At 50.6% G+C, this 22,907-nt stretch carries 19 protein-coding genes; 4 read left to right on the top strand and 15 right to left on the bottom strand.

From position 1 onward, the window contains the following. Positions 1-30 precede the first annotated feature (30 nt). Positions 31-3,645, top strand: coding sequence for a transcription-repair coupling factor (mfd, locus tag QUE61_RS04575; protein WP_286308059.1), 3,615 nt, complete (start codon positions 31-33; stop codon positions 3,643-3,645). Between the two features lie 13 nt (positions 3,646-3,658). Beyond that, positions 3,659-4,531 (top strand): phosphoserine phosphatase SerB, encoded by an 873-nt coding sequence (serB, locus tag QUE61_RS04570; protein ID WP_286308057.1) that lies wholly within the window; start codon positions 3,659-3,661, stop codon positions 4,529-4,531. Between the two features lie 3 nt (positions 4,532-4,534). On the opposite strand, the gene QUE61_RS04565 is transcribed toward serB, so the two are convergent. The 7 genes from QUE61_RS04565 to QUE61_RS04535 all read right to left on the bottom strand — a co-directional run bounded on the left by QUE61_RS04565 (position 4,535) and on the right by QUE61_RS04535 (position 12,170). Then, the gene (locus tag QUE61_RS04565; protein WP_286308274.1) at positions 4,535-5,719 is read right to left on the bottom strand and encodes an acetyl-CoA C-acyltransferase family protein; all 1,185 of its coding nucleotides are present in this window, start codon (positions 5,717-5,719) and stop codon (positions 4,535-4,537) included. A gap of 83 nt (positions 5,720-5,802) precedes the next feature. Then, entirely contained in the window at positions 5,803-7,161 is a 1,359-nt protein-coding gene (gene rimO, locus QUE61_RS04560) for a 30S ribosomal protein S12 methylthiotransferase RimO (RefSeq protein ID WP_286308055.1), read from the bottom strand. Positions 7,162-7,212: 51 nt separating this feature from the next. Continuing rightward, positions 7,213-7,773, bottom strand: a complete 561-nt coding sequence (gene phaR, locus QUE61_RS04555; protein ID WP_286308054.1) for a polyhydroxyalkanoate synthesis repressor PhaR — start codon at positions 7,771-7,773, stop codon at positions 7,213-7,215. A 45-nt stretch (positions 7,774-7,818) separates the two neighbouring features. Then, positions 7,819-8,559, bottom strand: coding sequence for a 3-ketoacyl-ACP reductase (locus QUE61_RS04550; protein ID WP_286308052.1), 741 nt, complete (start codon positions 8,557-8,559; stop codon positions 7,819-7,821). 29 nt (positions 8,560-8,588) lie between these two features. Then, entirely contained in the window at positions 8,589-10,205 is a 1,617-nt protein-coding gene (gene phaC / locus QUE61_RS04545) for a class I poly(R)-hydroxyalkanoic acid synthase (protein ID WP_286308050.1), read from the bottom strand. A gap of 142 nt (positions 10,206-10,347) precedes the next feature. Beyond that, positions 10,348-11,139, bottom strand: a complete 792-nt coding sequence (gene pgeF, locus QUE61_RS04540) for a peptidoglycan editing factor PgeF (protein WP_286308048.1) — start codon at positions 11,137-11,139, stop codon at positions 10,348-10,350. Continuing rightward, positions 11,136-12,170 carry an RluA family pseudouridine synthase gene (locus QUE61_RS04535; RefSeq protein ID WP_286308046.1) on the bottom strand — a complete coding sequence of 345 codons (1,035 nt, stop codon included), beginning with the start codon at positions 12,168-12,170 and terminating at the stop codon, positions 11,136-11,138. The genes pgeF and QUE61_RS04535 overlap by 4 nt, the downstream gene beginning before the upstream one ends. Before the next feature lie 35 nt (positions 12,171-12,205). Here QUE61_RS04535 and QUE61_RS04530 point away from each other — a divergent pair, with 35 nt between their 5' ends. Further along, a complete protein-coding gene (locus QUE61_RS04530) occupies positions 12,206-13,030 on the top strand; it encodes an outer membrane protein assembly factor BamD (protein WP_286308272.1) in 825 nt (274 codons plus the stop codon). Here the strand turns inward: QUE61_RS04530 and alr are convergent. Then, entirely contained in the window at positions 13,023-14,108 is a 1,086-nt protein-coding gene (gene alr / locus QUE61_RS04525) for an alanine racemase (RefSeq protein WP_286308270.1), read from the bottom strand. The genes QUE61_RS04530 and alr overlap by 8 nt on opposite strands. A gap of 48 nt (positions 14,109-14,156) precedes the next feature. Here alr and lplT point away from each other — a divergent pair, with 48 nt between their 5' ends. Beyond that, the gene (gene lplT, locus QUE61_RS04520) at positions 14,157-15,476 is read left to right on the top strand and encodes a lysophospholipid transporter LplT (RefSeq protein WP_286308044.1); all 1,320 of its coding nucleotides are present in this window, start codon (positions 14,157-14,159) and stop codon (positions 15,474-15,476) included. Here lplT and QUE61_RS04515 read toward each other — a convergent pair whose 3' ends face one another. The 7 genes from QUE61_RS04515 to QUE61_RS04485 form a co-directional block, all read right to left on the bottom strand. Beyond that, on the bottom strand, positions 15,477-15,977 hold the full coding sequence (locus QUE61_RS04515; protein ID WP_286308041.1) for a DNA polymerase III subunit psi: 501 nt from the start codon (positions 15,975-15,977) through the stop codon (positions 15,477-15,479). Then, complete coding sequence (gene rimI, locus QUE61_RS04510; protein WP_286308039.1) at positions 15,967-16,494, bottom strand: ribosomal protein S18-alanine N-acetyltransferase; 528 nt, start codon at positions 16,492-16,494, stop codon at positions 15,967-15,969. The genes QUE61_RS04515 and rimI overlap by 11 nt, the downstream gene beginning before the upstream one ends. Beyond that, on the bottom strand, positions 16,454-17,179 hold the full coding sequence (gene tsaB / locus QUE61_RS04505; RefSeq protein ID WP_286308037.1) for a tRNA (adenosine(37)-N6)-threonylcarbamoyltransferase complex dimerization subunit type 1 TsaB: 726 nt from the start codon (positions 17,177-17,179) through the stop codon (positions 16,454-16,456). The genes rimI and tsaB overlap by 41 nt, the downstream gene beginning before the upstream one ends. Positions 17,180-17,195: 16 nt before the next feature. Further along, on the bottom strand, positions 17,196-18,785 hold the full coding sequence (aceB, locus tag QUE61_RS04500) for a malate synthase A (RefSeq protein WP_286308035.1): 1,590 nt from the start codon (positions 18,783-18,785) through the stop codon (positions 17,196-17,198). A gap of 84 nt (positions 18,786-18,869) precedes the next feature. Continuing rightward, positions 18,870-19,331: a VOC family protein gene (locus QUE61_RS04495; protein ID WP_286308033.1), complete on the bottom strand. Its 462-nt coding sequence runs from the start codon at positions 19,329-19,331 to the stop codon at positions 18,870-18,872. A gap of 5 nt (positions 19,332-19,336) precedes the next feature. Further along, complete coding sequence (gene accC, locus QUE61_RS04490; protein WP_286308031.1) at positions 19,337-21,349, bottom strand: acetyl-CoA carboxylase biotin carboxylase subunit; 2,013 nt, start codon at positions 21,347-21,349, stop codon at positions 19,337-19,339. A 22-nt stretch (positions 21,350-21,371) separates the two neighbouring features. Beyond that, complete coding sequence (locus QUE61_RS04485; RefSeq protein ID WP_286308028.1) at positions 21,372-22,904, bottom strand: acyl-CoA carboxylase subunit beta; 1,533 nt, start codon at positions 22,902-22,904, stop codon at positions 21,372-21,374. Positions 22,905-22,907: the final 3 nt, after the last annotated feature.

The raw sequence follows: 22,907 nt of genomic DNA, 5'->3' as shown, positions 1-22,907 counted from the left end.
GATGCATACCTGATTCTATAATGCTTCTAGATGTCGGATGCTGTCAATCCAGCGGCAGCGCCAAGGCCTGCTGCTTTACTTACACCCCCTATTCCCGTGCTACGGGCGGGGCAGCGCTTTACCTTCGATTCCATCGTTGGCTCTGCCGATGCGGCGCTCCTGGCACAAATGGCGAGCGCCTATCGCGCTAATTACAGCCAATTTGTAGTGCTATGCGCCAATGCGACCGATGCGCAACGATTATTGGAGGAGATCCCTAGCTTTGCCCCCCAATTGCGCATTCGCTTACTGCCAGATTGGGAGATCCTTCCCTACGATCATTTCTCGCCGCATCAAGATTTAATCTCTGAGCGCTTGGCCACCCTCCATGAAATGCAAAACGGCACGTGCGATCTGATCCTCATGCCGGTGACCACTGCATTGCAGCGCCTTGCCCCACCAGCATTTTTATCCGCTCATACTTTTTTCTTTCGCCAAGGTGAGCGCTTAAATGAAGAGGCGCTCCGTTTGCAATTGCAACAGGCGGGTTACGATCCGGTTAGTGCAGTGATGCGCCCTGGCGAGTACAGCATTCGCGGTGGCTTAATTGATTTGTTCCCGATGGGCTCATCCCTACCCTATCGCCTTGATCTCTTTGGCGATGAGATTGAACATATCCGTGCTTTTGATCCGGATACACAACGCAGCTTGTATCCAGTGAAAGAAATTCGCTTACTGCCGGGCCATGAGTTTCCCTTTGATGAGGCCTCACGCACAGCCTTTCGAGGGCGCTGGCGGGAGTATTTTGAGGGAGACCCAACGCGCTGTTCAATCTACAAGGATGTGAGTACCGGAATTCCGACGGCGGGGATTGAGTCTTACTTACCGCTGTTTTTTGACGAGACCGCTACCATCTATGATTACTTTGTACGCAGCGACAAGGTCGATCGCTCTGAGGATATCTGCCTTGGCTATATCGGTGATATTGAAACCAGTATCACGCAGTTCTGGAAAGATACCGAGCAACGCTATGCTTTTCTAAAGCACGATCTCGAGCGTCCTGTACTAAAGCCTCAGGATTTGTTCTTGAGCTTAGAGCAGTTTTATACGATTGCGAAGTCCTATCCGCGCTTTGTGCTCCAAACGCAAGCCGCATTGGATTCAACGACGGAACCTGTCTTTACCCAATTACCAGATGTCGCCATTCATCGACGCGATGCCGATCCCCTCAAGCGCTTGCGGCAATTAGTTTCTCAAAATGAATGGCGCATCCTAATTTGTGCAGAGAGTGCAGGACGACTCGAGTCAATTCGGCAACTCATTGAAGAGAGTAATTTAGGGTCTTCTAAAGATGCAGCGTTTGCTTTACACCCACAGGGTGTAAACACCATCGCTGATTTTGTAAAAGGTGATGAGCGCTTTGGGTGTTGCGTATCTCCCCTCTTTAATGGCTTTGTTTGGCAACCCCAGCAATTACTCATCATTACGGAGGCTGAGCTCTTCACGCAAACGGCGCGTCAGCGTCGGGGTAAGGAAACCAGCAATACCGATCCCGATACCCTCTTTAGGGATTTATCCGAGCTCAAGGTCGGCGACCCTGTGGTTCATGTTGAACATGGCATTGGTCGTTACCAGGGCTTGGTATTACTCAATATGGCGGGTCCTAAAGAAGCACCCGCCTTCGAGGAATTTTTGCACCTCATTTACGCGCACGATGCAACCTTGTATGTGCCAGTCCAGCAACTGCATCAGGTCACGCGCTATGCGGGGGCCGATCCGGATTCAGCGCCCTTACATCAATTGGGCTCTGGTCAGTGGGATAAAGCCAAGCGCAAGGCTGCTCAGCAAATACGAGATACGGCAGCAGAGCTTCTCAATCTCTATGCCGCACGAGCAATCCGCAAAGGTCATGCCTTCGAGTTCTCGGCACATGACTATGCCGCGTTTGCAGAGAGCTTTGGTTTTGAGGAGACCCCCGATCAAGCCAATGCAATTGCAGCAGTCATTGGCGATATGACCAGTGGTAAGCCGATGGATCGCTTGGTTTGTGGCGATGTGGGCTTTGGTAAAACCGAGGTGGCACTCCGCGCTAGTTTTGTGGCGGTGATGGGTGGCAAACAAGTGGCCATCCTAGCACCCACCACCCTACTAGCCGAGCAACACGCCTCTACCTGGAAAGATCGCTTTGCCGCCTGGCCCGTTCGGATTGTGGAGCTCTCGCGTTTTAAGACCGCGAAAGAAATTAATGCGGCATTGGCTGCGATTGCTGCGGGTGAGGCCGATATTGTGATTGGTACGCATAAGTTGCTATCCAAAGAAACGCAATTTGCTCGCCTTGGTTTGGTGATCGTTGATGAAGAACATCGTTTTGGTGTGCGTCAGAAAGATGCCTTGAAGGCACTGCGTGCTGAGGTGGATATCCTCACACTCACTGCCACCCCAATACCGCGCACTTTGGGCATGGCGCTCGAGGGCTTGCGTGAGTTCTCAGTCATTGCCACTGCTCCTCAGAAACGTCTAGCTATTAAGACCTTTGTGCGACGTGAGAGCGATGGCGTGATTCGGGAAGCGGTCCTTCGCGAGATCAAGCGCGGTGGTCAGGTGTACTTCTTACACAACGAGGTGGAGACCATCCAGAATCGCAAGCAAGCCTTGCAGATGCTCTTGCCCGAAGCCCGAATTACCGTGGCACATGGTCAAATGCACGAACGCGAGCTCGAGGCCGTAATGCGGGATTTTGTCACTCAGCGCAGCAATGTCTTACTGTGCACCACCATTATTGAGACCGGCATCGACGTACCAACCGCGAATACCATCATCATGCATCGCGCCGATAAATTTGGTTTGGCGCAGCTCCACCAATTGCGCGGCCGTGTGGGTCGCTCGCATCACCAAGCGTATGCCTACCTCTTAGTGCCCGATCCGGATGCGCTCACGAAGCAAGCCCATTTACGCCTAGATGCGATTGTGGCGATGGAGGAACTCGGTTCTGGTTTTTATCTCGCCATGCACGATCTAGAGATACGAGGGGCTGGTGAGGTCTTGGGTGATAAGCAATCGGGTGAGATTCATGAGATTGGGTTTCAGCTGTATACCGAGATGCTCAATCGTGCCGTCAAGTCCTTGCGCAGTGGCAAGGAGCCCGATCTCCTCTCACCCATGCAAGCGGTGACTGATGTCAATTTAGGGGCGCCTGCTCTGTTACCCGCTGATTACTGTCCGGATGTGCATGAGCGCCTATCACTCTACAAACGCTTTGCCAGCTGCGAAGCCTTTGATGAGTTGACTCAATTACGTGAAGAACTCGTTGATCGCTTTGGTAACTTGCCCGATCCCGCCAAAGCGTTTTATGAAACCCATCGCCTGCGCCTTGAAATGGTGCTCTATGGCATCCAGAAAATGGATGCAAGTCCCAATGGCATTCAGGTAACGTTTATTACACACCCCCCATTGGATCCCGTGAAATTGATTCGTTTGGTTCAATCCAACCCTCAAGTGCAACTCAATGGTCAAGATCGCATTAAATACTTACCTGCTAAGGGATCCGCGTTTGATCAGCTTGAGCAGCGCATCGAAGCGATTCGCCAGCTCATGAAACTCTTAAGCACCGCTCTGGTGGCTTCGGCACATCCTCTACCAACTCCTGCGCTCTCATGGATCGCTTAGGCATAATTGATTCATGATGTCTTCATCATCCCATCCATTCCCTAGTTTGCAGATCTTAGGATCAAAAGCGGCCGATCCCCAATTGATCTCGGGTCTAGAGCGTGCCATGCAAACCTTGGGGATCGGTTTTCAGAATACTGCTGGGCGATTCTTGTTAGCACGTGAGATTGAAGCATTTGAGCGCAATGGTCTACGCCAGTATTGCGCAGAACGTGTTTGCGATCTCGCCATTCTGCCAGCCGGTTTTGATTCCAAGGCAATGAAGGTCTTAGCCATGGACATGGACTCAACCTTAATCAATATTGAGTGCGTTGATGAAATTGCTGACTTTACTGGCAAGAAAGCAGCGGTCGCAGAAATTACTGCAGCTACGATGCGCGGTGAGATCCCAAACTTTGCAGAGAGCTTGCGTCGCCGTGTTGCCCTGTTAGAGGGTACGCCCATTACCGCATTGCATTCGGTCTATGAGGAACGCTTGCAACTCAATCCCGGGGCAGAGCTCTTAATCAGTGGAGCACATGAGCGTGATATGCACACCCTACTGGTTTCGGGTGGCTTCACATTCTTTACAGAACGCATGCAAGAACGCCTAGCTTTGTGCGAGACCCACTCCAATCAATTAGAGATTGTGAATGATCGGCTCACTGGTAAGGTCTTGGGCGATATTGTGGATGGTGTTGCCAAGAATCGATTCGTGGAAGCCGCATGTGGACGCTTTGATCTTGATAAGCGCGCAGCAATTGTGATTGGTGATGGTGCGAATGATCTACTCATGATGGCCGACTGCGGTTTAAGTGTCGCCTATCGCGCCAAGGCGATTGTTAAAGAAAAAGCCGACGTCGCTTTAGACAACGTCGGCTTGGATGCAGTCCTCGAACTGCTCTAAGGCTTAGAGTCGCTCAAATACCGCGGCAATGCCTTGACCACCACCAATACACATGGTGACTAAGCAGTATTTACCATTGGTGCGATGTAATTCATAAATGGCTTTAGTGGCAATCGCAGCGCCGGTGCAACCCACTGGATGGCCAAGAGCAACTGCACCACCGTTCACATTGGTCTTGGCTGGATCCAAGCCCAACCCTTTGGTCACCGCAATCGCTTGAGCAGCAAAGGCCTCATTAGATTCAATCACATCCATCTTGTCAAGCGTTAATCCAGCACGCTGCAAGGCAATCTTGGTTGCGGGGATTGGGCCCTCACCCATGATGTGATTTGGTACTCCTGCAACCGCATAAGAGACCAAACGCGCAATCGGTTTTTGTCCAGCTTTGGCAGCCACATCAGCCGCTGCTAAAACCATGAAGGCAGCACCATCGTTCACACCCGATGCATTTCCTGCGGTCACTGTGCCACCCTCTTTTTTGAAGGCGGGCTTCATTTTTCCTAAGGTCTCCATGGTGGTATCCGGTTTGCAATGCTCATCGGTATCAAACACCACATCGCCCTTTCGGGTTTTTAATGTAATCGGTACGATTTGGGATTTAAAGCGGCCTTCTTTGATCGCAGCAGCAGCACGGCGATGCGACTCCACTGCAAAGGCATCTTGATCTTCGCGCGTGATCTTCCATTTCTCAGCCAAGTTCTCTGCCGTGATGCCCATGTGGCCAACACCAAAGGGGTCGGTGAGTACAGCAACCATGAGGTCAATCATCTTCGTATCACCCATGCGCGCTCCATTACGCATCGCTGTGGCTCCGTACATCGCGCGCGACATCACTTCCACACCGCCGCCCACACCATAGTCATAGTCGTTGAGCATGATGCCCTGCGCGGTAGTCACAATTGCTTGTAATCCAGAACTGCACAGACGATTAACGGCCATGGCAACGGAGTCCATCGGCAGTCCCGCTTGAATCGCCGCCACACGAGCCACATAGGCATAGCGTGAATCGGTTGGCATGGTATTGCCGACCGTTACGTAGTTAATCTTGGTAGGATCCGCGCCAGATCGGGCAACCGCCTCTTTCATCACCACGCCAGCCAACTCCGATGGCTCCATGCCACTGAGACTGCCACCATAACTTCCAATTGCAGAACGCGCTGCACTTAAAACCACGACATCACGACTCATCATTTTTCCCCTCTTTGCAAATTAGCCAATTAACCGATACTTTCAATTATCTACCCAAGTATTACTCATTCATTACGAATTATCTAGACTTCTACAATCAGATCATGTCCTTGAGTTTCTAGGACCGTAGCCCTCACGAACTCCCCAACCCGGTAGCGCTTGGAAGGCTTACTGGGTGGCAAGATTTTTACAATCCCATCAATTTCTGGGGCATCGGCGGCACTCCGACCGATTCCGCCCTCAGGGGTTACATGGTCAACTAATACCCGAATGCGTTGGTCGACTAATCGACGTAAGCGCCGGCTCGATTGTTCCTCGGCAAGGGCCATGAAGCGGGAGCGTCGCTCCTCACGAAGGGACTCAGGCACGGGGTGGTCGAGCGCATTCGCAGTAGCGCCTTCTACCGGTGAATAGGCAAAGCACCCGGCTCGATCGATTTGCGCCTCTTCCATAAATTGCAGTAAGGCTGAAAACTCATCTTCGGTTTCGCCAGGAAATCCGGCAATAAACGTACTACGAATCACAAGATCTGGGCAAATCGCTCGCCATGCAGCAATACGATCGAGATTTTTTTCTCCGCTCGCAGGTCGCTTCATGCGCTTGAGGACGTCCGGGTGTGCATGCTGAAACGGAATATCCAAATACGGCAAGAGCCCAAATCCCTCATCCTTGAATTTCGCCATGATCGGCAAAATCTGATCCACATGGGGATAGGGATAGACATAGTGCATGCGCACCCAGGCTTGATGCCTTAGCGCAAGTTCATGCAGTGCAAGTGCCAAATCGTACAAGCGTGTCTTGATCGGCTTACCATCCCAAAAGCCGGTGCGGTACTGAATATCAACGCCATAGGCACTGGTATCCTGCGAAACCACCAAGAGCTCTTTGACTCCTGACTCAAAAAGTTTTTGGGCTTCTTGCAATACATCGCCGATGGGGCGTGAGACTAGATCACCTCGCATACTGGGAATAATGCAAAAGCTACACCGATGATTACAACCCTCTGAGATTTTGAGATAGGCGTAATGCTTTGGCGTCAGTTTGATACCCGCTGGGGGCACGAGATCCATAAACGGATCATGCGGTTTAGGTAAATGAGTGTGCACGGCTTGCAAGACTTCCGCGGTTGCGTGTGGCCCCGTCACCGCGAGCACTTTAGGATGAATGCTGGTGATGAGATCACTGCCATCGGCATTTTTCTTGGCACCTAGGCAACCGGTCACGATCACCTTGCCGTTTTCAGTGAGCGCTTCACCGATCGCCGATAAACTTTCCTCGACAGCCGAATCAATAAAGCCGCAGGTGTTCACAATGACGAGATCGGCTCCTGCATAGTCTTTTGCGGTCTCATACCCCTCAGCACTTAATTGGGTCAAGATCAGTTCAGAATCCACCAATGCCTTGGGGCACCCCAATGAAACAAATCCTACTTTTGCAACCACGAATAATGCCCGATCTTGAAATAATGAAATGAGAGTCTCTAAGCCCTGCGCTTAAGAGTTGGAATTCGATGTGTCGGATTTGCCCTTGAATGGGAAGCCTGTAAAGAGTTGGTTTGAGCCTTGCATTTGTTCCTGCATTTTTAGGAATAAGTCCTTGCTCTGATCCATATAGCTGGTCATCAGATTTTGCATAAAGGGGTTTTGCAAGTTCATCATTTGGGTCCAGGCTTCCGTGCCACCACCGGTCATTGACTTGGATTGCTCCGATAACTTTTGCTGCATATCCATGAAAGATTGCATGGTGCGCTCCAAATGGCTACCCATTAAACCTTGCATCGAGTGACCATAAAAACGGATCATTTGCTGGAGCATCTGAGTCGTGAAAATCGGCACCCCGCAGGCCTCTTCTTCAAGGATGATCTGCAAAAGAATGCTGCGGGTCAGATCCTCATCGGTTTTGGCATCCAGAACCTTAAAACTCTCGGACGCCATCACCAACTGTTTAATGTCAGCGAGGGTTACATAGGTACTGGTCTGGGTATCGTAGAGACGCCGATTGGGATACTTTTTAATCAGGCGTTCGTCGCCAACCCGTTTTGTTCGTGTAGCCATGGTTATTCCCTTGCTCGTTGTTGCAATGCAGAATTTCCCTTTAGTTTAGCCTGTATGGATCCCCCCATTGACTGAGAAGTCGGCACCGGTTGAGAAGGCGCCATCATCAGAGGCAATCCAGGCGCAGATTGAGGCAATCTCATCGGGGGTTCCCAGGCGCTTGACTGGGATAGTACCGACAATCTTTTCAAGCACGTCCTCACGGATCGCTTTGACCATATCGGTCGCGATATAGCCTGGGGAGACGGTATTCACGGTCACGCCCTTGCTGGCAACCTCTTGGGCGAGCGCCATGGTAAAGCCATGCAAGCCTGCCTTGGCAGTGGAATAGTTGGTTTGACCAAACTGACCTTTTTGACCGTTGACCGAGGAGATATTAATAATCCGGCCCCAGCCGTTATCGATCATGCCATCAATCACTTGTTTGGTGACATTAAAAAGTGAGTTCAGGTTCGTATCGATCACAGCCTTCCAATCCTCGGGGGTCATCTTCCGAAACACGCTATCCCGGGTGATGCCGGCGTTGTTTACTAAGACATCAACGCGACCGACCTCAGCTCTCACCTTCTCAAAGGCCGCTTTGGTACTCTCCCAATCGGATACATTACCCTCAGACGCAATGAACTCATAACCTAGGGCCTTTTGCTCACCAATCCAGCGATCCTTACGGGGGGAGTTTGGGCCACAGCCGGCGATCACCTTAAAGCCACCTTTGGATAGGCGCTGGCAAATCGCCGTGCCAATTCCGCCCATACCACCCGTTACATATGCAATCCGTTGTGCCATCATCTTCTCCTTGTATTCAGATCAATCGATTAAACCTTTTGCGCCTTTTCTTTGACGTAGGTGCCAGGTGCTGCAACCAATTTTTTGTACTTGCCATGCCCATAATTTTTCGGTGCAGGAATCTGTTTACCACCATATTGAGCGAGCCATTCGGTAAAGTCGGGCCACCAACTACCCGGCACTTCCTTGGCGCCTTTGAGCCAAGCATCCGCGGTTTTTGGTAAATCAGAATTAGTCCAATAATTGCGTTTTTTCTTATGCGGAGGATTAATTACACCCGCAATATGACCCGAGGCTCCCATCACAAACCGAATCGGCCCCTTCAAAATTTGAGTACTCTGATAACCGGAGTGCCACGGCACGATATGATCATCGCGGGATGCGTAGATGTAAGCAGGGACCTTGATCTTACTTAGATCAATCTTCTCTCCACAGACCTTGAGCTTGCCCGGTTTGGCTAGATCATTTTGCAAGTAAGTATGGCGTAGATACCAGCAATACATCGGGCCAGGTAAATTGGTGGAGTCCCCATTCCAGTAGAGCAAATCAAATGGCGGTGGTGAGTTGCCCTTGAGATAGTTATCGACCACGTAGTTCCACACCAACTCGTTAGGCCGCAAGAACGAGAAGGTATTCGCTAACTCCAAACCGGATAAGAGGCCATAGCGCCCTTCGGCGCCGCCGATGGATTTCTCCCGCAGGTTAACCAAGGACTCATCGATGAAGACATCCAGGATTCCCGTGTCCGTGAAATCCAATAAGGTGGTGAGCAGTGTCAAGCTTTCGATGGCATCCTGTTTGCGTGCAGCCAGCACTGCGAGTGCGGTGCTCACTAAGGTGCCGCCCACACAGAAGCCCAAGATATTGATTTTGTCTTGCTGACTGATTTCCTGTGTAACCCGAATTGCTTCGAGCACGCCAGTACCCACATAGTCTTCCCAGGTGATGCGATTCATGCTGGTGTCTGGATTTTTCCAGGAGACCAAGAACACCGTATGCCCTTGGCTCACCATATACCGCACCACGGAGTTGTCGGGTTGCAAATCCAGAATGTAGTATTTATTAATGCACGGTGGAACCATTAAGAATGGTCGTTCATAGACCTGGTCGGTCAGTGGCTTGTACTGAATTAGTTCAAATAGCGCGTTCCGAAATACCACCGCGCCTTCGGTCTGCGCCAAATTTTTACCGACCTCAAAACCACTCTCATCGGTTTGGCTCACTTTTCCTTTGCCAAGATCGCCCAATAAGTTGAGGATGCCTTTTTGAATCGATTGGCCCTGGGTCTTCAGGATGGTCTCCAGTGCCTCTGGATTCGTTGCTAAGAAGTTCGCGGGCGATAAGGCATCGATCATTTGATTGGTGGCAAACTCAATGCGCTGTCGGGTTTTGGTATCGGTCTGCACCGCTTGCACGAGCTCATTGAGATAACGTGCATTCAATAAATAGGTGGAGACCAGTGCTTTGCTCCAAGGGTTTTGCCAAGCTTCACCCATAAAGCGTCGGTCTTTAAGCTCCAAGGCATTGGGATCTTTGCCCAATTTACCCAGGTCTTCCAGATACTTCGTTTGAATTTCAGAGAGCTTATCCGGGGGAATCATGGCCATGTATTGCGGAGCCAAGCTTGGTGAATTACCCAAATTCATGATGATGGTGATTTTCTTAAAAGTGTCAATCAAACTAAACAGTACGTCTCTATTCTCAGGTGATTATGACGCTAGGGTTATAAGCACTAACCCTAGCATTTATCAGGATTGCTGGGCAAGGATCCGGCAATTACCCTGATTGCTAGAGCTTCGGATTGAACCAAATCAAGCTGGCAAAGCGTCCCGTGGGGGTTTCACGGCGGTAGGAATAAAAAAGCTCAGGGTCACTGAAAGTGCATAAATCGCCGCCATAGATCGCGCCAATACCCAAAGCTTGTAGTCGGGATTTGGCGATTCGTGGCAGATCGGCCCAATACTTCTCAGAACAGGATGTGCGGTTGGGAATAAAACATGCATCGTCGAGTGGATACTTAAATTGCACTGCTGACTTCATAAACGCAGCACGCACTTCAGCGCCCACTTCGTAATGCGCGGCCGAGATACTCGGACCAATCCATGCAAGTACATCGGATGCAGTACTTGAGGACTCCTTCAGAAGTTTGACTACCGTATTTTCCAGAACGCCGGCACATAGTCCACGCCAACCAGCATGCGCTGCAGCGACTGCTGTTCCTGATCGATTGGTGAAGAGCACTGGCATGCAGTCGGCTGCCAAGATGCTCAACACGGTTTGCGGATCGGTCGTCACACTTGCATCGGCTTCAATGATGGAGTCGCCGATGCCCTCGTGAATACCTTTTGCTAAGACCACATCGGTACCATGCACTTGCTTAATCCAAAATGGTGCTTGCGGTAATAAAGCGTTGAGCAAGGCCCGATTTTGTTGCACGATTTTTAGATCCTCGCCAGCAAATGCCCCTAAATTGAATAGATCGTATGGCGCTTGACTAAAGCCACTTTGCCGTGTGGTTGTAAAGGCATGCACATTGGCAGGTGCCGACCAATCGGGTCTGAGAATACGAAGCGGGCTCATGAGGAAGGCTCATGAAATGGTTTGGGAAGATCGGCAAGATCCATATGCACTTGTGCGTGCAGCTCCAAGAGATCATCTGGAATTTCTGCAAACCATTGCATCGGTTCGTGTGTGTTGGGATGTACGAACTCTAACGCGAAGGCATGGAGGGCTTGGCGCTTTAAGAACAATTGACTCGCAGCCGCTGGGATTCGTTTGCGATACACCGGATCACCCAATAATGGATAAGACAAGGACTCAAGATGAACACGAATTTGATGGGTTCGACCGGTCTCTAAGCGACACTCCAACAATGAGACCTTACTCTGTTGGTAGGTACCGAGGGCCAAGCGCTTGTAATGGGTGCGCGCTGCTTTGGCATTGGCCACTTTAGAATCCGCAGGCACTACGGCAATCTTGAGTCGATCGCGTGGGTCACGTGCTAAGGCAGCATTGATCGTACCGTGTAATGGGGTATCACCCCACACCCAGGCCAGATAGCGCCGCTCAACCAAATGATCTTGCAAGAGTCGCACCAAGGCGGTTTGGGCCAATGCCGTTCGGGCCACCACAAAGAGTCCTGAGGTGTCTTTATCGAGTCGATGCACAATCCCGGCACGTGGCAACTGAGCGAGCTCGGGGTAGTGAAACAGTAGGCCGTTAAGAACGGTTCCGGTCCAATTACCAGCCGCCGGATGCATCACCATCCCAGCCGCTTTATTAAAGACTAATAGATGATCGTCTTCATAGATGCAATTGAGGGGAATATCTTCTGGCTCAAATGCATGTTGCTCTGGCATCTCTTGCGGAAAGACCCGAATCGCTTCACCGCCCCGCAGAATCTGGCGAGACTTGACAACCTTGCCGTCGACCAGGACCGCCCCCTGATTGGCCCATGCCTGTATCCGATTGCGCGAGTAGTCGGTTAAAAAATGGGCTAAGACTTTATCCAAACGCTCACCCGCCCATGCATCTGGGATCTCAAGCGCAATGAAATCCTCATCATCGATATAATCAGAGGGATTCGGATCAGGAGTTTGCGGCAATGCCACGCTGGAAGGACCTTATTGTGTTATCAATTCCCCCTATGGGGCACCATCGTGCTAGTTTAAGGCTTGTTGTTCTTGCTTCGCTAGTTTCTTCTGTCATGCTTCTCACGTCATGCGCCAATACCAGCACTGATGAAACTTTGGGGTGGTCCGAGGCAAAGTTGTATACCGAGGCGCGCGACAAAATGAATGAGAGTGATTTTGATAAGTGCGGTCAGTACTTTGAGAAACTCGAGGCACGCTTTCCATTTGGTCCCTACTCCCAACAAGCGCAAATTAATTCTGCGTATTGCTTTTGGAAAGCCCAAGAGCCTGCTCAAGCTCTAGTACAAATCGATCGCTTTATTAAATTGCATCAAGGCAATCCTAATTTAGATTACGCGTATTACCTCAAGGGCCTCATCACCTTTAATGACGATTTAGGCTTTATGGGAAAGTTCACGGGGCAAGATCTAAGTGAACGTGATCCCAAGGCAGCCAAAGAGGCCTTTGAATCCTTCAAGGTAGTGGTTGAGCGCTTTCCTAATAGTAAATATGCTCCTGACTCGCTCGATCGCATGCGCTACATCGTCAACTCCTTAGCCGAGGCTGATGTGATTGTAGCGCGCTATTACTATGATCGCGGAGCCTACCTGGCTGCTGCCAACCGTGCGCAGCTCGTGATTCGAGATTACGATCGTGCGCCAGCGGTCGAGGAGGCGCTCTACATTTTGGTTCAGTCCTATCAAGCCTTAGGTATGTATGACTTAAGTTCTGATGCCATGCGGGTCTTTAAGCTTAATTTCCCTGATAGCCAGATCTTTAAGACCGGCAAACGCGTTCAGAAAGAACGCCAGTGGTGGCAGTTCTGGGTCACTAAATAATTTCAACAGGTACCCGAGGCGCAATCGCGCACACCAGTTCGTAACCAATCGTTTGGGCATGCCCTGCCACATCATCGACGGGTAGGTTTTTGCCCCATAGTTCTACTTTGGTACCGACGGTTGCCCATGGCGCATGCGTAAGATCAATCGTCAACATATCCATAGAGACCTGACCTGCAATCGGGCAAATTCGGGATTGACTGGGATCGTTCCCATAAACCCAGACCGGGGTGCCATCTTTTGCATGACGGGGATAGCCATCCGCATAGCCACACGCGATCACTCCAATTCGCATGGGTTGAGTTACCCGATATCGGGATCCATAGCCCACGGCGTCGCCGGGTTCTAAGTCTTGAATCGCAATGATGGAGCTTGATAAGGTCATCACCGCTTGCAAATTGGCGTGGGCAATATCTGCAAACTGACCCGATGGAGAAATCCCATGCAACATAATCCCTGGACGGACCCAATCGCCTAAGGCATTGCGATGCCATAAAACTGCTGCTGAGTTCGCAAGCGAGGTCTCACCCGCCAAGCCATCAATCGTCTTGGTAAAGCACTCCATTTGGGCGCCCACCGACGGCTCGCGATCGACGTAATCGGCGTTCGCAAAATGGGTCATGTGGTTCATGCGGTGCCCAGCGGCATGGAGCCGATGGTAGGCTAATCGATACGCCTCGGGTCGAAATCCAAGACGATTCATTCCAGAGTTGAGTTTGAGAAAGATGGTGACGGGATGGGCTTGCTTTTCAAGCCAAGTCACTTGATTGGGGCTGTGGACCACCACATCGCAATCCAACTCGATCACCGACGGGATATCACTTTCCTGAAAGAGGCCTTCGAGCAGCAAAATGCGCTTGGTCCAACCCTGAGCTCGCAACCAACGGGCGTCATCCAAATCCAAGATTGCAAAGCCATCGGTCTGCGAGAGTCCTGCCAACGCCGCCCTTAGACTATGACCATAGGCGCGAGCTTTAACCACAGACCATATGCGAGAATTACCAACCAGTTCCCTAACCCGCCTTAAATTGTGGCCTAATGCAGCAGAGTTAATTGTTGCCAGAATTGGGCGCTCCAGAAATCTCCCCTTTCATGCTTTAATCTAGTAAATGAAGCAATTGTACGAATGAAACCAGGTTTTTACACCATTATGGCGGCGCAATTTTTTTCGTCGCTCGCCGATAACGCCCTGCTAATTGCGGCCATTGCCCTCTTAGCCCAGCTCGCTGCCCCAGCGTGGATGACTCCGCTTCTCAAACTTTTCTTTGTGCTCTCGTATGTGTTGTTGGCCGCCTTTGTTGCGGCCTTTGCTGATTCCAGGCCCAAAGGGCAAGTGATGTTCATCACCAACACCATCAAAATTATTGGGTGTGCCGCCATGCTCTTGGGCGCCCATCCATTGGCTTCGTACGCCATCGTGGGTCTTGGAGCAGCTGCCTACTCACCAGCGAAATATGGCATCTTGACCGAACTACTTCCCCCTGAAAAGTTGGTGGCGGCAAACGGCTGGATCGAAGGCCTAACCGTGGGCTCCATCATTGCTGGCACGGTATTGGGTGGCGTGTTAATTAGCAGCAAGGTATCTACCACGCTCATGAGTTTTGACTTGCCGATGGTTACGACCGGGGTGGATAGTCCTGCGGAGTCCGCCATCTCAATCATTATGTTTATTTACTTGATTGCGGCACTCTTTAATCTGCGCATTCCGGATACCGGGGCACGCTACCCTGAGCAGCGCCTAGACCCCATTCAATTGACCAAGGATTTCTTTGTCGGTTTTCATATTTTGTGGCGTGATCGCTTGGGCCAAATCTCTTTAGCAGTCACCACCCTATTCTGGGGCGCAGGCGCAACCTTGCAGTTCATTGTGCTGAAGTGGGCTGAGACCGCGCTGAATATGAACCTCTCACAAGGGGCCATCTTGCAAGCGATTTCAGCCATTGGCGTCGCCGGCGGTGCAGTTTGGGCGGCATCGCGCATTCCATTAAAGTCTGCTTTAAATGTTCTACCGTATGGCGTCGTGATGGGCCTACTGGTATGCATCATGGCGATCTACCATATTGAATACATTCCATCGATCGTGCTCTTTAAGATTGGTGTCTTAGAAGTTAACTTTAATCTCCTACCTGCCTATGTCCTACTGATCACCGTAGGCTGGTTGGCAGGTTACTTCGTTGTTCCCATGAACGCCCTTTTGCAACACCGTGGCCACGTCTTACTGTCTGCGGGCCACTCCATTGCGGTTCAGAACTTCAATGAGAACCTCTCGGTGCTCATGATGCTGATGCTGTATGCGCTCCTAATTTGGCTGGATGTGCCTGTTCCGATTGTGATTACGGGATTTGGCTTAGCAGTTGCACTCACCATGTGGCTGGTGATTAAGAAACATCAAGCCAATCAAGCCGAGTATGACTCACTGCATCTGATTGGTGAAGCCAAGCACTAATTAGAGGGATTGCAATACGGAGCGAGCTAGCAATAGGTCTTGCCAGAGTAAGGCTTTATCTTTTGGCCGGCTTAGGCAGTGCGCCAGATCAAAGCTTGCAATCAAGGGGATATCTTGACCGACAATCTCAAGCACGACGTCGCGCAGCTGGCTTAGCGGCTCTTGCTCACCACTTAACGCCTGCGCTGCTGGCTCACCAAAGGCAAAGGCGACGCATGGTAGCTGCGTATTCGGTGCTTGCGTATTGCTTAGAGAGCGCCATTCCCATTCTTTGGGTAAGAGCCCGAGAGCCAAAATGATGTTCTGAAATAAGCGCTCTTGATCACCACCGGGTGCTTGACCATAAAACAACCAATACACCTTGGGCTCTTGGTTGGAGATAACTTGATGGGCTTCTGCGCTTGGAGTGACGCTGGGCGCTAAGTCTTGTGCAGCAGAACGCAAGGACCACTCGGTAATACCCATCTCTTTCAAGTAGCGTAAGCGATCATCAATGTGCATAAGGTTTTACTGAGCAGTCGATATTTTTTACCATCACAATCGCGTCTTCGCGAATTCCAGAGGAAGATTCTACTGGGTAATACGCTTTGCGCCGTGCTAACTTCTCATACCCCGCCCTCTCATATAGAGCGATCGCCGCCTCATTGCTTGGACGAACCTCAAGCAAGATGCGCGGGATTGATAAATTTGATGCAATCGCTTGGATAGCTCCCATGAGGCGCATCCCCACGCCCTGACCGCGTAGATCGGTATCCACCGTAATGTTCAGCAGGTGCAGATCATCGACCGCTGGGAGCAAAATGCAGTAGGCCCATATTCGTTTACTGGGATCGCTCACCTCACGCAGGCAATACGCCCAATGGCCCGCTTCGATCGAATCACTAAAGTTTTTGCGCGACCATGGGTGCTGATGCGAAATTGCTTCCATTGCCATGACCGCATCCAGATCGGATTCGGTCATCAGCTCCAGAACTAGCTCAGCCAAGCAAATGACCGGTTGGGGTGCGGCTTGCTGCATCGTGACGTTCTTGGGTAGTGAGAGCAACTTTATTACGAATATAGAGGGGTTCAAGCTGTTCAACCGGAATCGTTTGGCCGGCCTGATAACGCAATTGCGCGAGACCCAAGATACCAAGTGCGTTGGGTACTAACTGCGCATCACTCTGTCGATCCACAAAATGATTCTTGAAATCATCGGCATACTCGGCAAGGGCATTCCCAGCTATCAAATCCTGATTGTTATCCTCAATCGCCTCTGGAACCGTCAGTTGGATTGGGCTGATCGGTTTAGCTTGTGAGGTATCTTGCTGATAGCGAGCCCAATACACTTCGCCCATGCGGGCATCCAGAGCAATGGTGAATGTCGTGTATTGAGGGATTTGATGGTGTTGTACAAACTGCGATGCCATGGCATCAAGACTGGTCACTGGGATCACTGGCAATTGCCCGCCTACAGATAGTCCTTGGGCAACCGCAACCGAGAGGCGCACTCCTGTGAATGCGCCGGGCCCGACTCCCACCGCGAGCGCATCAAGATCTTTAAAACCCGCACCAACCTGTTGAAGTAGCTCACTGCACCATGGCAAGAGATATTGACTGGCTTTTGATCCGAGTAGCTCATGCCGATGCACAATCGGCTTGTCATCAAAACACAAGGCCACCGAACACCACGAGGTCGAAGTGTCGATGGCCAAGATGCGCATGCCTAGCGTCCTAAATTTAGAATTCTTCGTACAGCGGCAGGGTTAAGAACTCTACGAAATGATCATTGGCAACTAAGTCCTCAAAGATCTTGGCAGACCGGTCAAACTGTCCAACGGCACCTGAATCCTTGACCTTTTTTAACTCTTCACTAATTAGTTGGCGAACCAACTCAAGGGTTACTTTGCGACCGTCATCGAGAACCCCTTTGGGTGACCGAATCCACTGCCATACTTGCGAGCGGCTAATCTCAGCGGTAGCGGCGTCTTCCATCAAATTATGGATGGGTACGCACCCATTACCAGCCAGCCATGCACCCATGTAATGAATACCCACGTTAATGTTGTAACGCAATCCCGCTTCTGTGATGGGTCCTTCTGGAGCAAAGTTGAGTAGGTCCGCAGCGGTGACTTGAACATCCTCGCGTTGACGATCAAATTGATTGGGCTTATCACCCAATACTGCTTTGAACTCATTCATACACAGCTCAACCAAGCCTGGATGGGCAACCCAACTACCATCGTAGCCATCGGTTGCCTCGCGACGTTTATCGGTCGACACGGCTGCGAGCGCGATGGCATTCTTCTCAGGATCGTTCTTAATTGGGATGAAGGCGCTCATACCGCCCATTGCTGGCGCACCGCGCTTATGGCAGGTCTTTAATAAAAAGAGTGCATAGGAGCGCATAAAAGGTGAGGTCATGGTCACCTTCACACGATCGGCCAAGCAGAAGTTTTTATCGAGCTTGAATTTCTTAATCGCGGAGAAGATGTAATCCCAGCGACCGGCGTTTAATCCCGAACTATGATCGCGCAACTCATAGAGGATCTCGTCCATCTCAAAAGTTGCGTTAATGGTCTCTACCAATACTGTCGCTTTGATGCTGCCGTGCTTCATGCCCAGCTCTTTCTCAGCCATAGTGAAAATATCATTCCACAAACGCGCTTCAAGATGGCTTTCGATCTTAGGCAAATAGAAAAATGGGCCCAAGCCTCTCGCTTCTAAATACTTGCCGCTATTAAAAGTAAAGATAGCAAAGTCAAAAATGCCACCTGATACGCGCTGACCATCAACCAAGACATGTTTCTCATCAAGATGCCAACCGCGAGGACGAACAATTAGCGTTGCAGTTTTCTCATTGAGCTTATATTCCTTACCAAAGAGATTAAGCTCGATATCGCGGCGCGCAGCTTTCTTTAAATTAACGTGTCCTTGGACGATGTTTTCCCAGTAGGGACTATTGGAATCCTCAAAGTCCGCCATGTATGAATCGGCACCAGAGTTCAGCGCATTAATCACCATCTTGGCGTCAACGGGACCAGTAAGCTCTACGCGGCGAGTTTCCAGTGCTTTGGGTACTGGAGCAATTTTCCAATCGCCCTCACGAATCGATTTCGTTTCTGGCAAGAAATCCAGCTTTTGGCCAGCGTCTAATTTTTTTGCTAGCTCAACCCGTTTCTTGAGGAGTTCCTGACGGCGTGGCTCGAAGGCACGATGCAATTTAGCAACAAATTCCAGGGCTTCAGGGGAAACAACGGTTGCGAAATCCGGATTGAGTTTAGCTTTGAGCTCAATGCCACTGGATTCGATGGTTGGGGCGCCAGACATGAATACTCCTAATCGGTTTTAAGGATTAAATGACAAATTAATAACTATTATGCCTGATTTGTTGCACTGCACACAAATTGGGGCTTATGCCAATGCAGCAATCACATCGGGTGGCGCTTGAACTAACTCAATCAAGACCCCCTCTCCTGAAAACATAAATTCTTCATTGGCTTTGGGATGAACAAAAATAATGTCATGGCCAGCCGCTCCTTTGCGGATACCGCCAGGGGCAAAGCGCAGTCCTTGTTGCGTTAACCACTCCACTGCTTTTGGTAAATCATCGACCCACAGGCCAATATGATTGAGAGGCGTTTGATGCACTGCTGGCTTTTTCTCGATATCAAATGGTTGCATCAAATCAATTTCAACTTCGTGGGGGCCATGACCGATGGCACAAATATCCTCATCGACGTTCTCGCGCTCAGATACGAAGGTGTCTTTGTATTGCAGTCCAAAGAGATCCACCCACAAGGCTTTCAGTTTTTGCTTGTCAGTGCCACCAATGGCAATTTGCTGAACGCCCAGAATTTTGAATGGTCGACTCATGGTGATTACTTCGCAAACTGAATAATGATTTGATCAACTGCTAGACTCGATCCTTCACTAGCGCAGATATCTGCCACGATGCCATCTTGTGCGGCAAACAAGGTGTTTTCCATTTTCATGGCCTCAATCACAACGAGCTTTTGACCCGCGGTGACCTTCTCCCCTTTAGCCACATGCAACTTCGTTAAGAGACCAGGCATGGGCGATAGCAATAACTTTGAAGTGTCAGGAGGCGCCTTGTATGGCATACGGCGTTGCAACTCTGCCCCAAAGGGACTTAAGACCACGCAGTCAAAATGCACACCGTCTTGCATCAACACATAGCCCAAACCTGGACGCTCCACTTGCGCGCATGCCATGGGTCCATCGTTTAAGCGATATGCCAAGCGAATCGAGCCCGGTTGCCAATCACTCTCTAGAAAATAATCCGTGATTGTGTGCTTGCCCTGATTGGCTTTGACGGATATTTGGTAACCGTGATCACGCTGCTCAATCTTGGTGTTGTAGGAGCTCTCACCATGCATCACGACAAACTCTTGGGTGATCTTCATTTCGTGGCCCAAGAGCTGCCCTTCAAGCAATTTGGCGCGCTCCAAATAGCGACGGTGCACAAAACTTGCGAGGGCTGGTAAACGACTAGGGTCACTCGGCTCGACCGATCCTTTTAAAAAGCCCTTGGGGAACTCCTCAGCAATGAATCCAGTATTGAACTGTCCCGAGAGAAAGCGTGGGTGTTGTAATAAAGCCGATTGGAATTGAATGTTTGAATGAATCCCCCGAATCACAAACTCATTGAGCGCCCCGCGCATTTTGCTCATGGCCTCCTCGCGGTTGGCACCATGTGTAATGAGTTTTGCAATCATGGAGTCGTAATACATTGGGATCTCACCACCCTCATACACACCCGTATCCACTCGGACCCCATCTTTGGATGCCGGAGGCTGATACTTCACCAAGCGACCGGTCGATGGCAAGAAGTTACGTAATGGGTCCTCGGCATTGATGCGGCACTCCATGGCCCAGCCTTTACGTGGGATTTGGTTTTGGGTAAAGGCTAACTTCTCGCCTGCAGCCACCCGAATCATTTGCTCCACGAGATCCAGTCCTGTGATGCATTCGGTGACCGGATGCTCAACCTGCAAGCGGGTGTTCATTTCTAAGAAGTAGAACGATTTATCCTTGCCAACCACAAACTCCACAGTACCTGCTGATTGGTAGTGAACGGCTTTAGCTAATGCCACTGCTTGTTCGCCCATGGCTTTACGGGTGGCGTCATCCAAAAATGGGGATGGTGCCTCTTCAATCACTTTTTGATGGCGGCGCTGGATTGAGCACTCACGCTCCCACAAATACACCACATTTCCATGCGCATCGCCCAATACCTGGATCTCAATATGCCGAGGTTCTTCCACAAACTTCTCAATGAAAACACGATCATCTCCGAAACTATTGAATGCTTCATTCTTGCAAGCCACAAAGCCTTCGGCGGTTTCTTGATCGTTATACGCAACGCGCAGACCCTTACCGCCCCCGCCGGCAGAGGCTTTGATCATCACGGGGTAACCAATACCCTGCGCAATTTTTACCGCAGCCTGTGGGTCATCAATGGCTGCATTGTGACCAGGTATGGTATTGACCTTTGCCTCCAAGGCGAGTTTCTTGGAGGCAATCTTGTCGCCCATCGCAGCAATCGATTGGTATTTGGGACCAATGAAAACAATGCCCTCTTCCTCAACCCGTTTGGCAAACTCTTCGTTCTCAGATAAAAACCCGTAACCTGGATGCACTGCTTGCGCACCGGTTTCTTTACATGCCGCAATGATGCGATCTATTTGCAGGTAGGACTCGCGCGATGGTGGCGGTCCAATGCAAACAGCCTCATCGGCAATGCGCACATGACGGGCCTCAGCATCTGCCTCGGAGTACACCGCAACGGTTTGTATCCCAAGCCGCTTAGCGGTTAGCATCACTCGGCAGGCAATTTCACCGCGGTTTGCAATTAAGATTTTCTTAAACATAGTGATTCGTCAGTCGATTAAATTAAAGAGGGATGTTGCCGTGCTTTCGGGGAGGATTTTGCAAATCCTTGTCTTGCAACATCGCGAGTGATCGTGCGATGCGCTTGCGTGATTCATGGGGCATGATCACATCATCAATATAGCCGCGCCGTCCTGCCACAAAGGGGTTTGCAAACTTCGTTTTGTACTCCGCTTCACGCTCGGCAATCTTTTGCGAATCACTTTTTTCTTCGCGGAAAATAATTTCAACAGCGCCCTTCGGTCCCATCACCGCAATTTCTGCCGAGGGCCAGGCAAAGTTCACATCACCTCTTAAATGCTTGGATGCCATCACATCGTAGGCGCCGCCATAGGCTTTGCGGGTAATTAAGGTGACCTTTGGAACCGTGCAATCGGCGTAGGCATAGAGCAACTTGGCACCGTGCTTAATAATGCCGCCGTACTCTTGAGCGGTGCCTGGCATAAAGCCTGGCACATCAACCAAGGTCACCACTGGGATATTGAAGGCATCACAAAAGCGCACAAACCGCGCGGCTTTAATCGATGATTTGATATCCAGACACCCTGCGAGTACCAGCGGTTGATTGGCAACAATACCCGCGGTCTGACCGCCAATGCGGGCAAAGCCAATGATGATGTTCTTCGCATAGTCGGGCTGCAACTCAAAGAAGTCTTCATCATCCACAATCTTATGAATCAGCTCTTTCATGTCATACGGCTGATTGGGATTAAGGGGCACCAATGTATCGAGCGAGTAATCAGGCTCATCCGACCAAACGAGACCGCCCAGAAATGGGGCCTTTTCTTTATTCGAGAGCGGTAGATAACTGTAGAAACGGCGCAGCATCATGATCGCCTCAACATCGTTATTAAATGCCAAGTCACAGACTCCGGATACAGTGGAATGGGTGTTCGCACCACCCAAATCTTCTGCGGTGACATCTTCGTGGGTCACGGTCTTTACCACCTCAGGTCCAGTGACGAACATGTACGAGGTGTCTTTCACCATGAAGATGAAATCCGTCAATGCGGGTGAGTACACGGCCCCACCTGCGCAAGGACCCATAATCAAAGAGATTTGCGGGATCACACCCGATGCAGATACGTTCCGCTGGAAGATCTCCGCATAACCGCCGAGCGAGGCGACCCCCTCCTGAATCCGCGCACCACCCGAGTCATTCAGTCCAATCACGGGTGCACCCACTTTCATGGCCTGATCCATAATCTTGCAGATTTTCTCGGCATGGGCTTCGGATAAAGAGCCGCCCAAAACTGTGAAGTCTTGCGAGAATACGAACACCAAGCGGCCATTAATCATGCCGTAACCAGTGACAACGCCATCGCTCGGTACAGTTTGATCGGCCATCCCAAAATCCGTGCAGCGATGCTCCACAAACATATCCCACTCCTCAAAGGAGTCTTCGTCAAGCAACAACTCGATCCGCTCGCGTGCGGTGAGTTTGCCTTTGGCGTGCTGAGCAGCAATGCGTTTTTGACCGCCACCGAGACGTGCTAACTCGCGCTTGGATTCCAATTGAGAAATAATGTCTTGCATAGA

Source organism: Polynucleobacter sp. HIN5 (genome assembly GCF_030297555.1).
Classification (GTDB): domain Bacteria; phylum Pseudomonadota; class Gammaproteobacteria; order Burkholderiales; family Burkholderiaceae; genus Polynucleobacter.
Note: the sequence above shows the minus strand (reverse complement) of the source record. Positions and strands in the feature narration are given on the sequence as shown.

Excerpts from the sequence above, each read along its gene's own strand:
- QUE61_RS04495 (WP_286308033.1), bottom strand. The coding sequence starts at position 19,331 with ATGAGTCGACCATTCAAAATTCTGGGCGTTCAGCAAATTGCCATTGGT.
- aceB (WP_286308035.1), bottom strand. The coding sequence starts at position 18,785 with ATGTCTGGCGCCCCAACCATCGAATCCAGTGGCATTGAGCTCAAAGCT.
- QUE61_RS04565 (WP_286308274.1), bottom strand. The coding sequence starts at position 5,719 with ATGAGTCGTGATGTCGTGGTTTTAAGTGCAGCGCGTTCTGCAATTGGA.
- QUE61_RS04485 (WP_286308028.1), bottom strand. The coding sequence starts at position 22,904 with ATGCAAGACATTATTTCTCAATTGGAATCCAAGCGCGAGTTAGCACGT.
- pgeF (WP_286308048.1), bottom strand. The coding sequence starts at position 11,139 with ATGAGCCCGCTTCGTATTCTCAGACCCGATTGGTCGGCACCTGCCAAT.
- tsaB (WP_286308037.1), bottom strand. The coding sequence starts at position 17,179 with ATGCGCATCTTGGCCATCGACACTTCGACCTCGTGGTGTTCGGTGGCC.
- mfd (WP_286308059.1), top strand. The coding sequence starts at position 31 with ATGTCGGATGCTGTCAATCCAGCGGCAGCGCCAAGGCCTGCTGCTTTA.
- accC (WP_286308031.1), bottom strand. The coding sequence starts at position 21,349 with ATGTTTAAGAAAATCTTAATTGCAAACCGCGGTGAAATTGCCTGCCGA.
- lplT (WP_286308044.1), top strand. The coding sequence starts at position 14,157 with ATGAAACCAGGTTTTTACACCATTATGGCGGCGCAATTTTTTTCGTCG.
- QUE61_RS04550 (WP_286308052.1), bottom strand. The coding sequence starts at position 8,559 with ATGGCACAACGGATTGCATATGTAACGGGTGGTATGGGCGGAATTGGC.
- phaC (WP_286308050.1), bottom strand. The coding sequence starts at position 10,205 with ATGAATTTGGGTAATTCACCAAGCTTGGCTCCGCAATACATGGCCATG.
- serB (WP_286308057.1), top strand. The coding sequence starts at position 3,659 with ATGATGTCTTCATCATCCCATCCATTCCCTAGTTTGCAGATCTTAGGA.
- QUE61_RS04530 (WP_286308272.1), top strand. The coding sequence starts at position 12,206 with ATGGGGCACCATCGTGCTAGTTTAAGGCTTGTTGTTCTTGCTTCGCTA.
- QUE61_RS04515 (WP_286308041.1), bottom strand. The coding sequence starts at position 15,977 with ATGCACATTGATGATCGCTTACGCTACTTGAAAGAGATGGGTATTACC.
- rimI (WP_286308039.1), bottom strand. The coding sequence starts at position 16,494 with ATGCAGCAAGCCGCACCCCAACCGGTCATTTGCTTGGCTGAGCTAGTT.
- phaR (WP_286308054.1), bottom strand. The coding sequence starts at position 7,773 with ATGGCTACACGAACAAAACGGGTTGGCGACGAACGCCTGATTAAAAAG.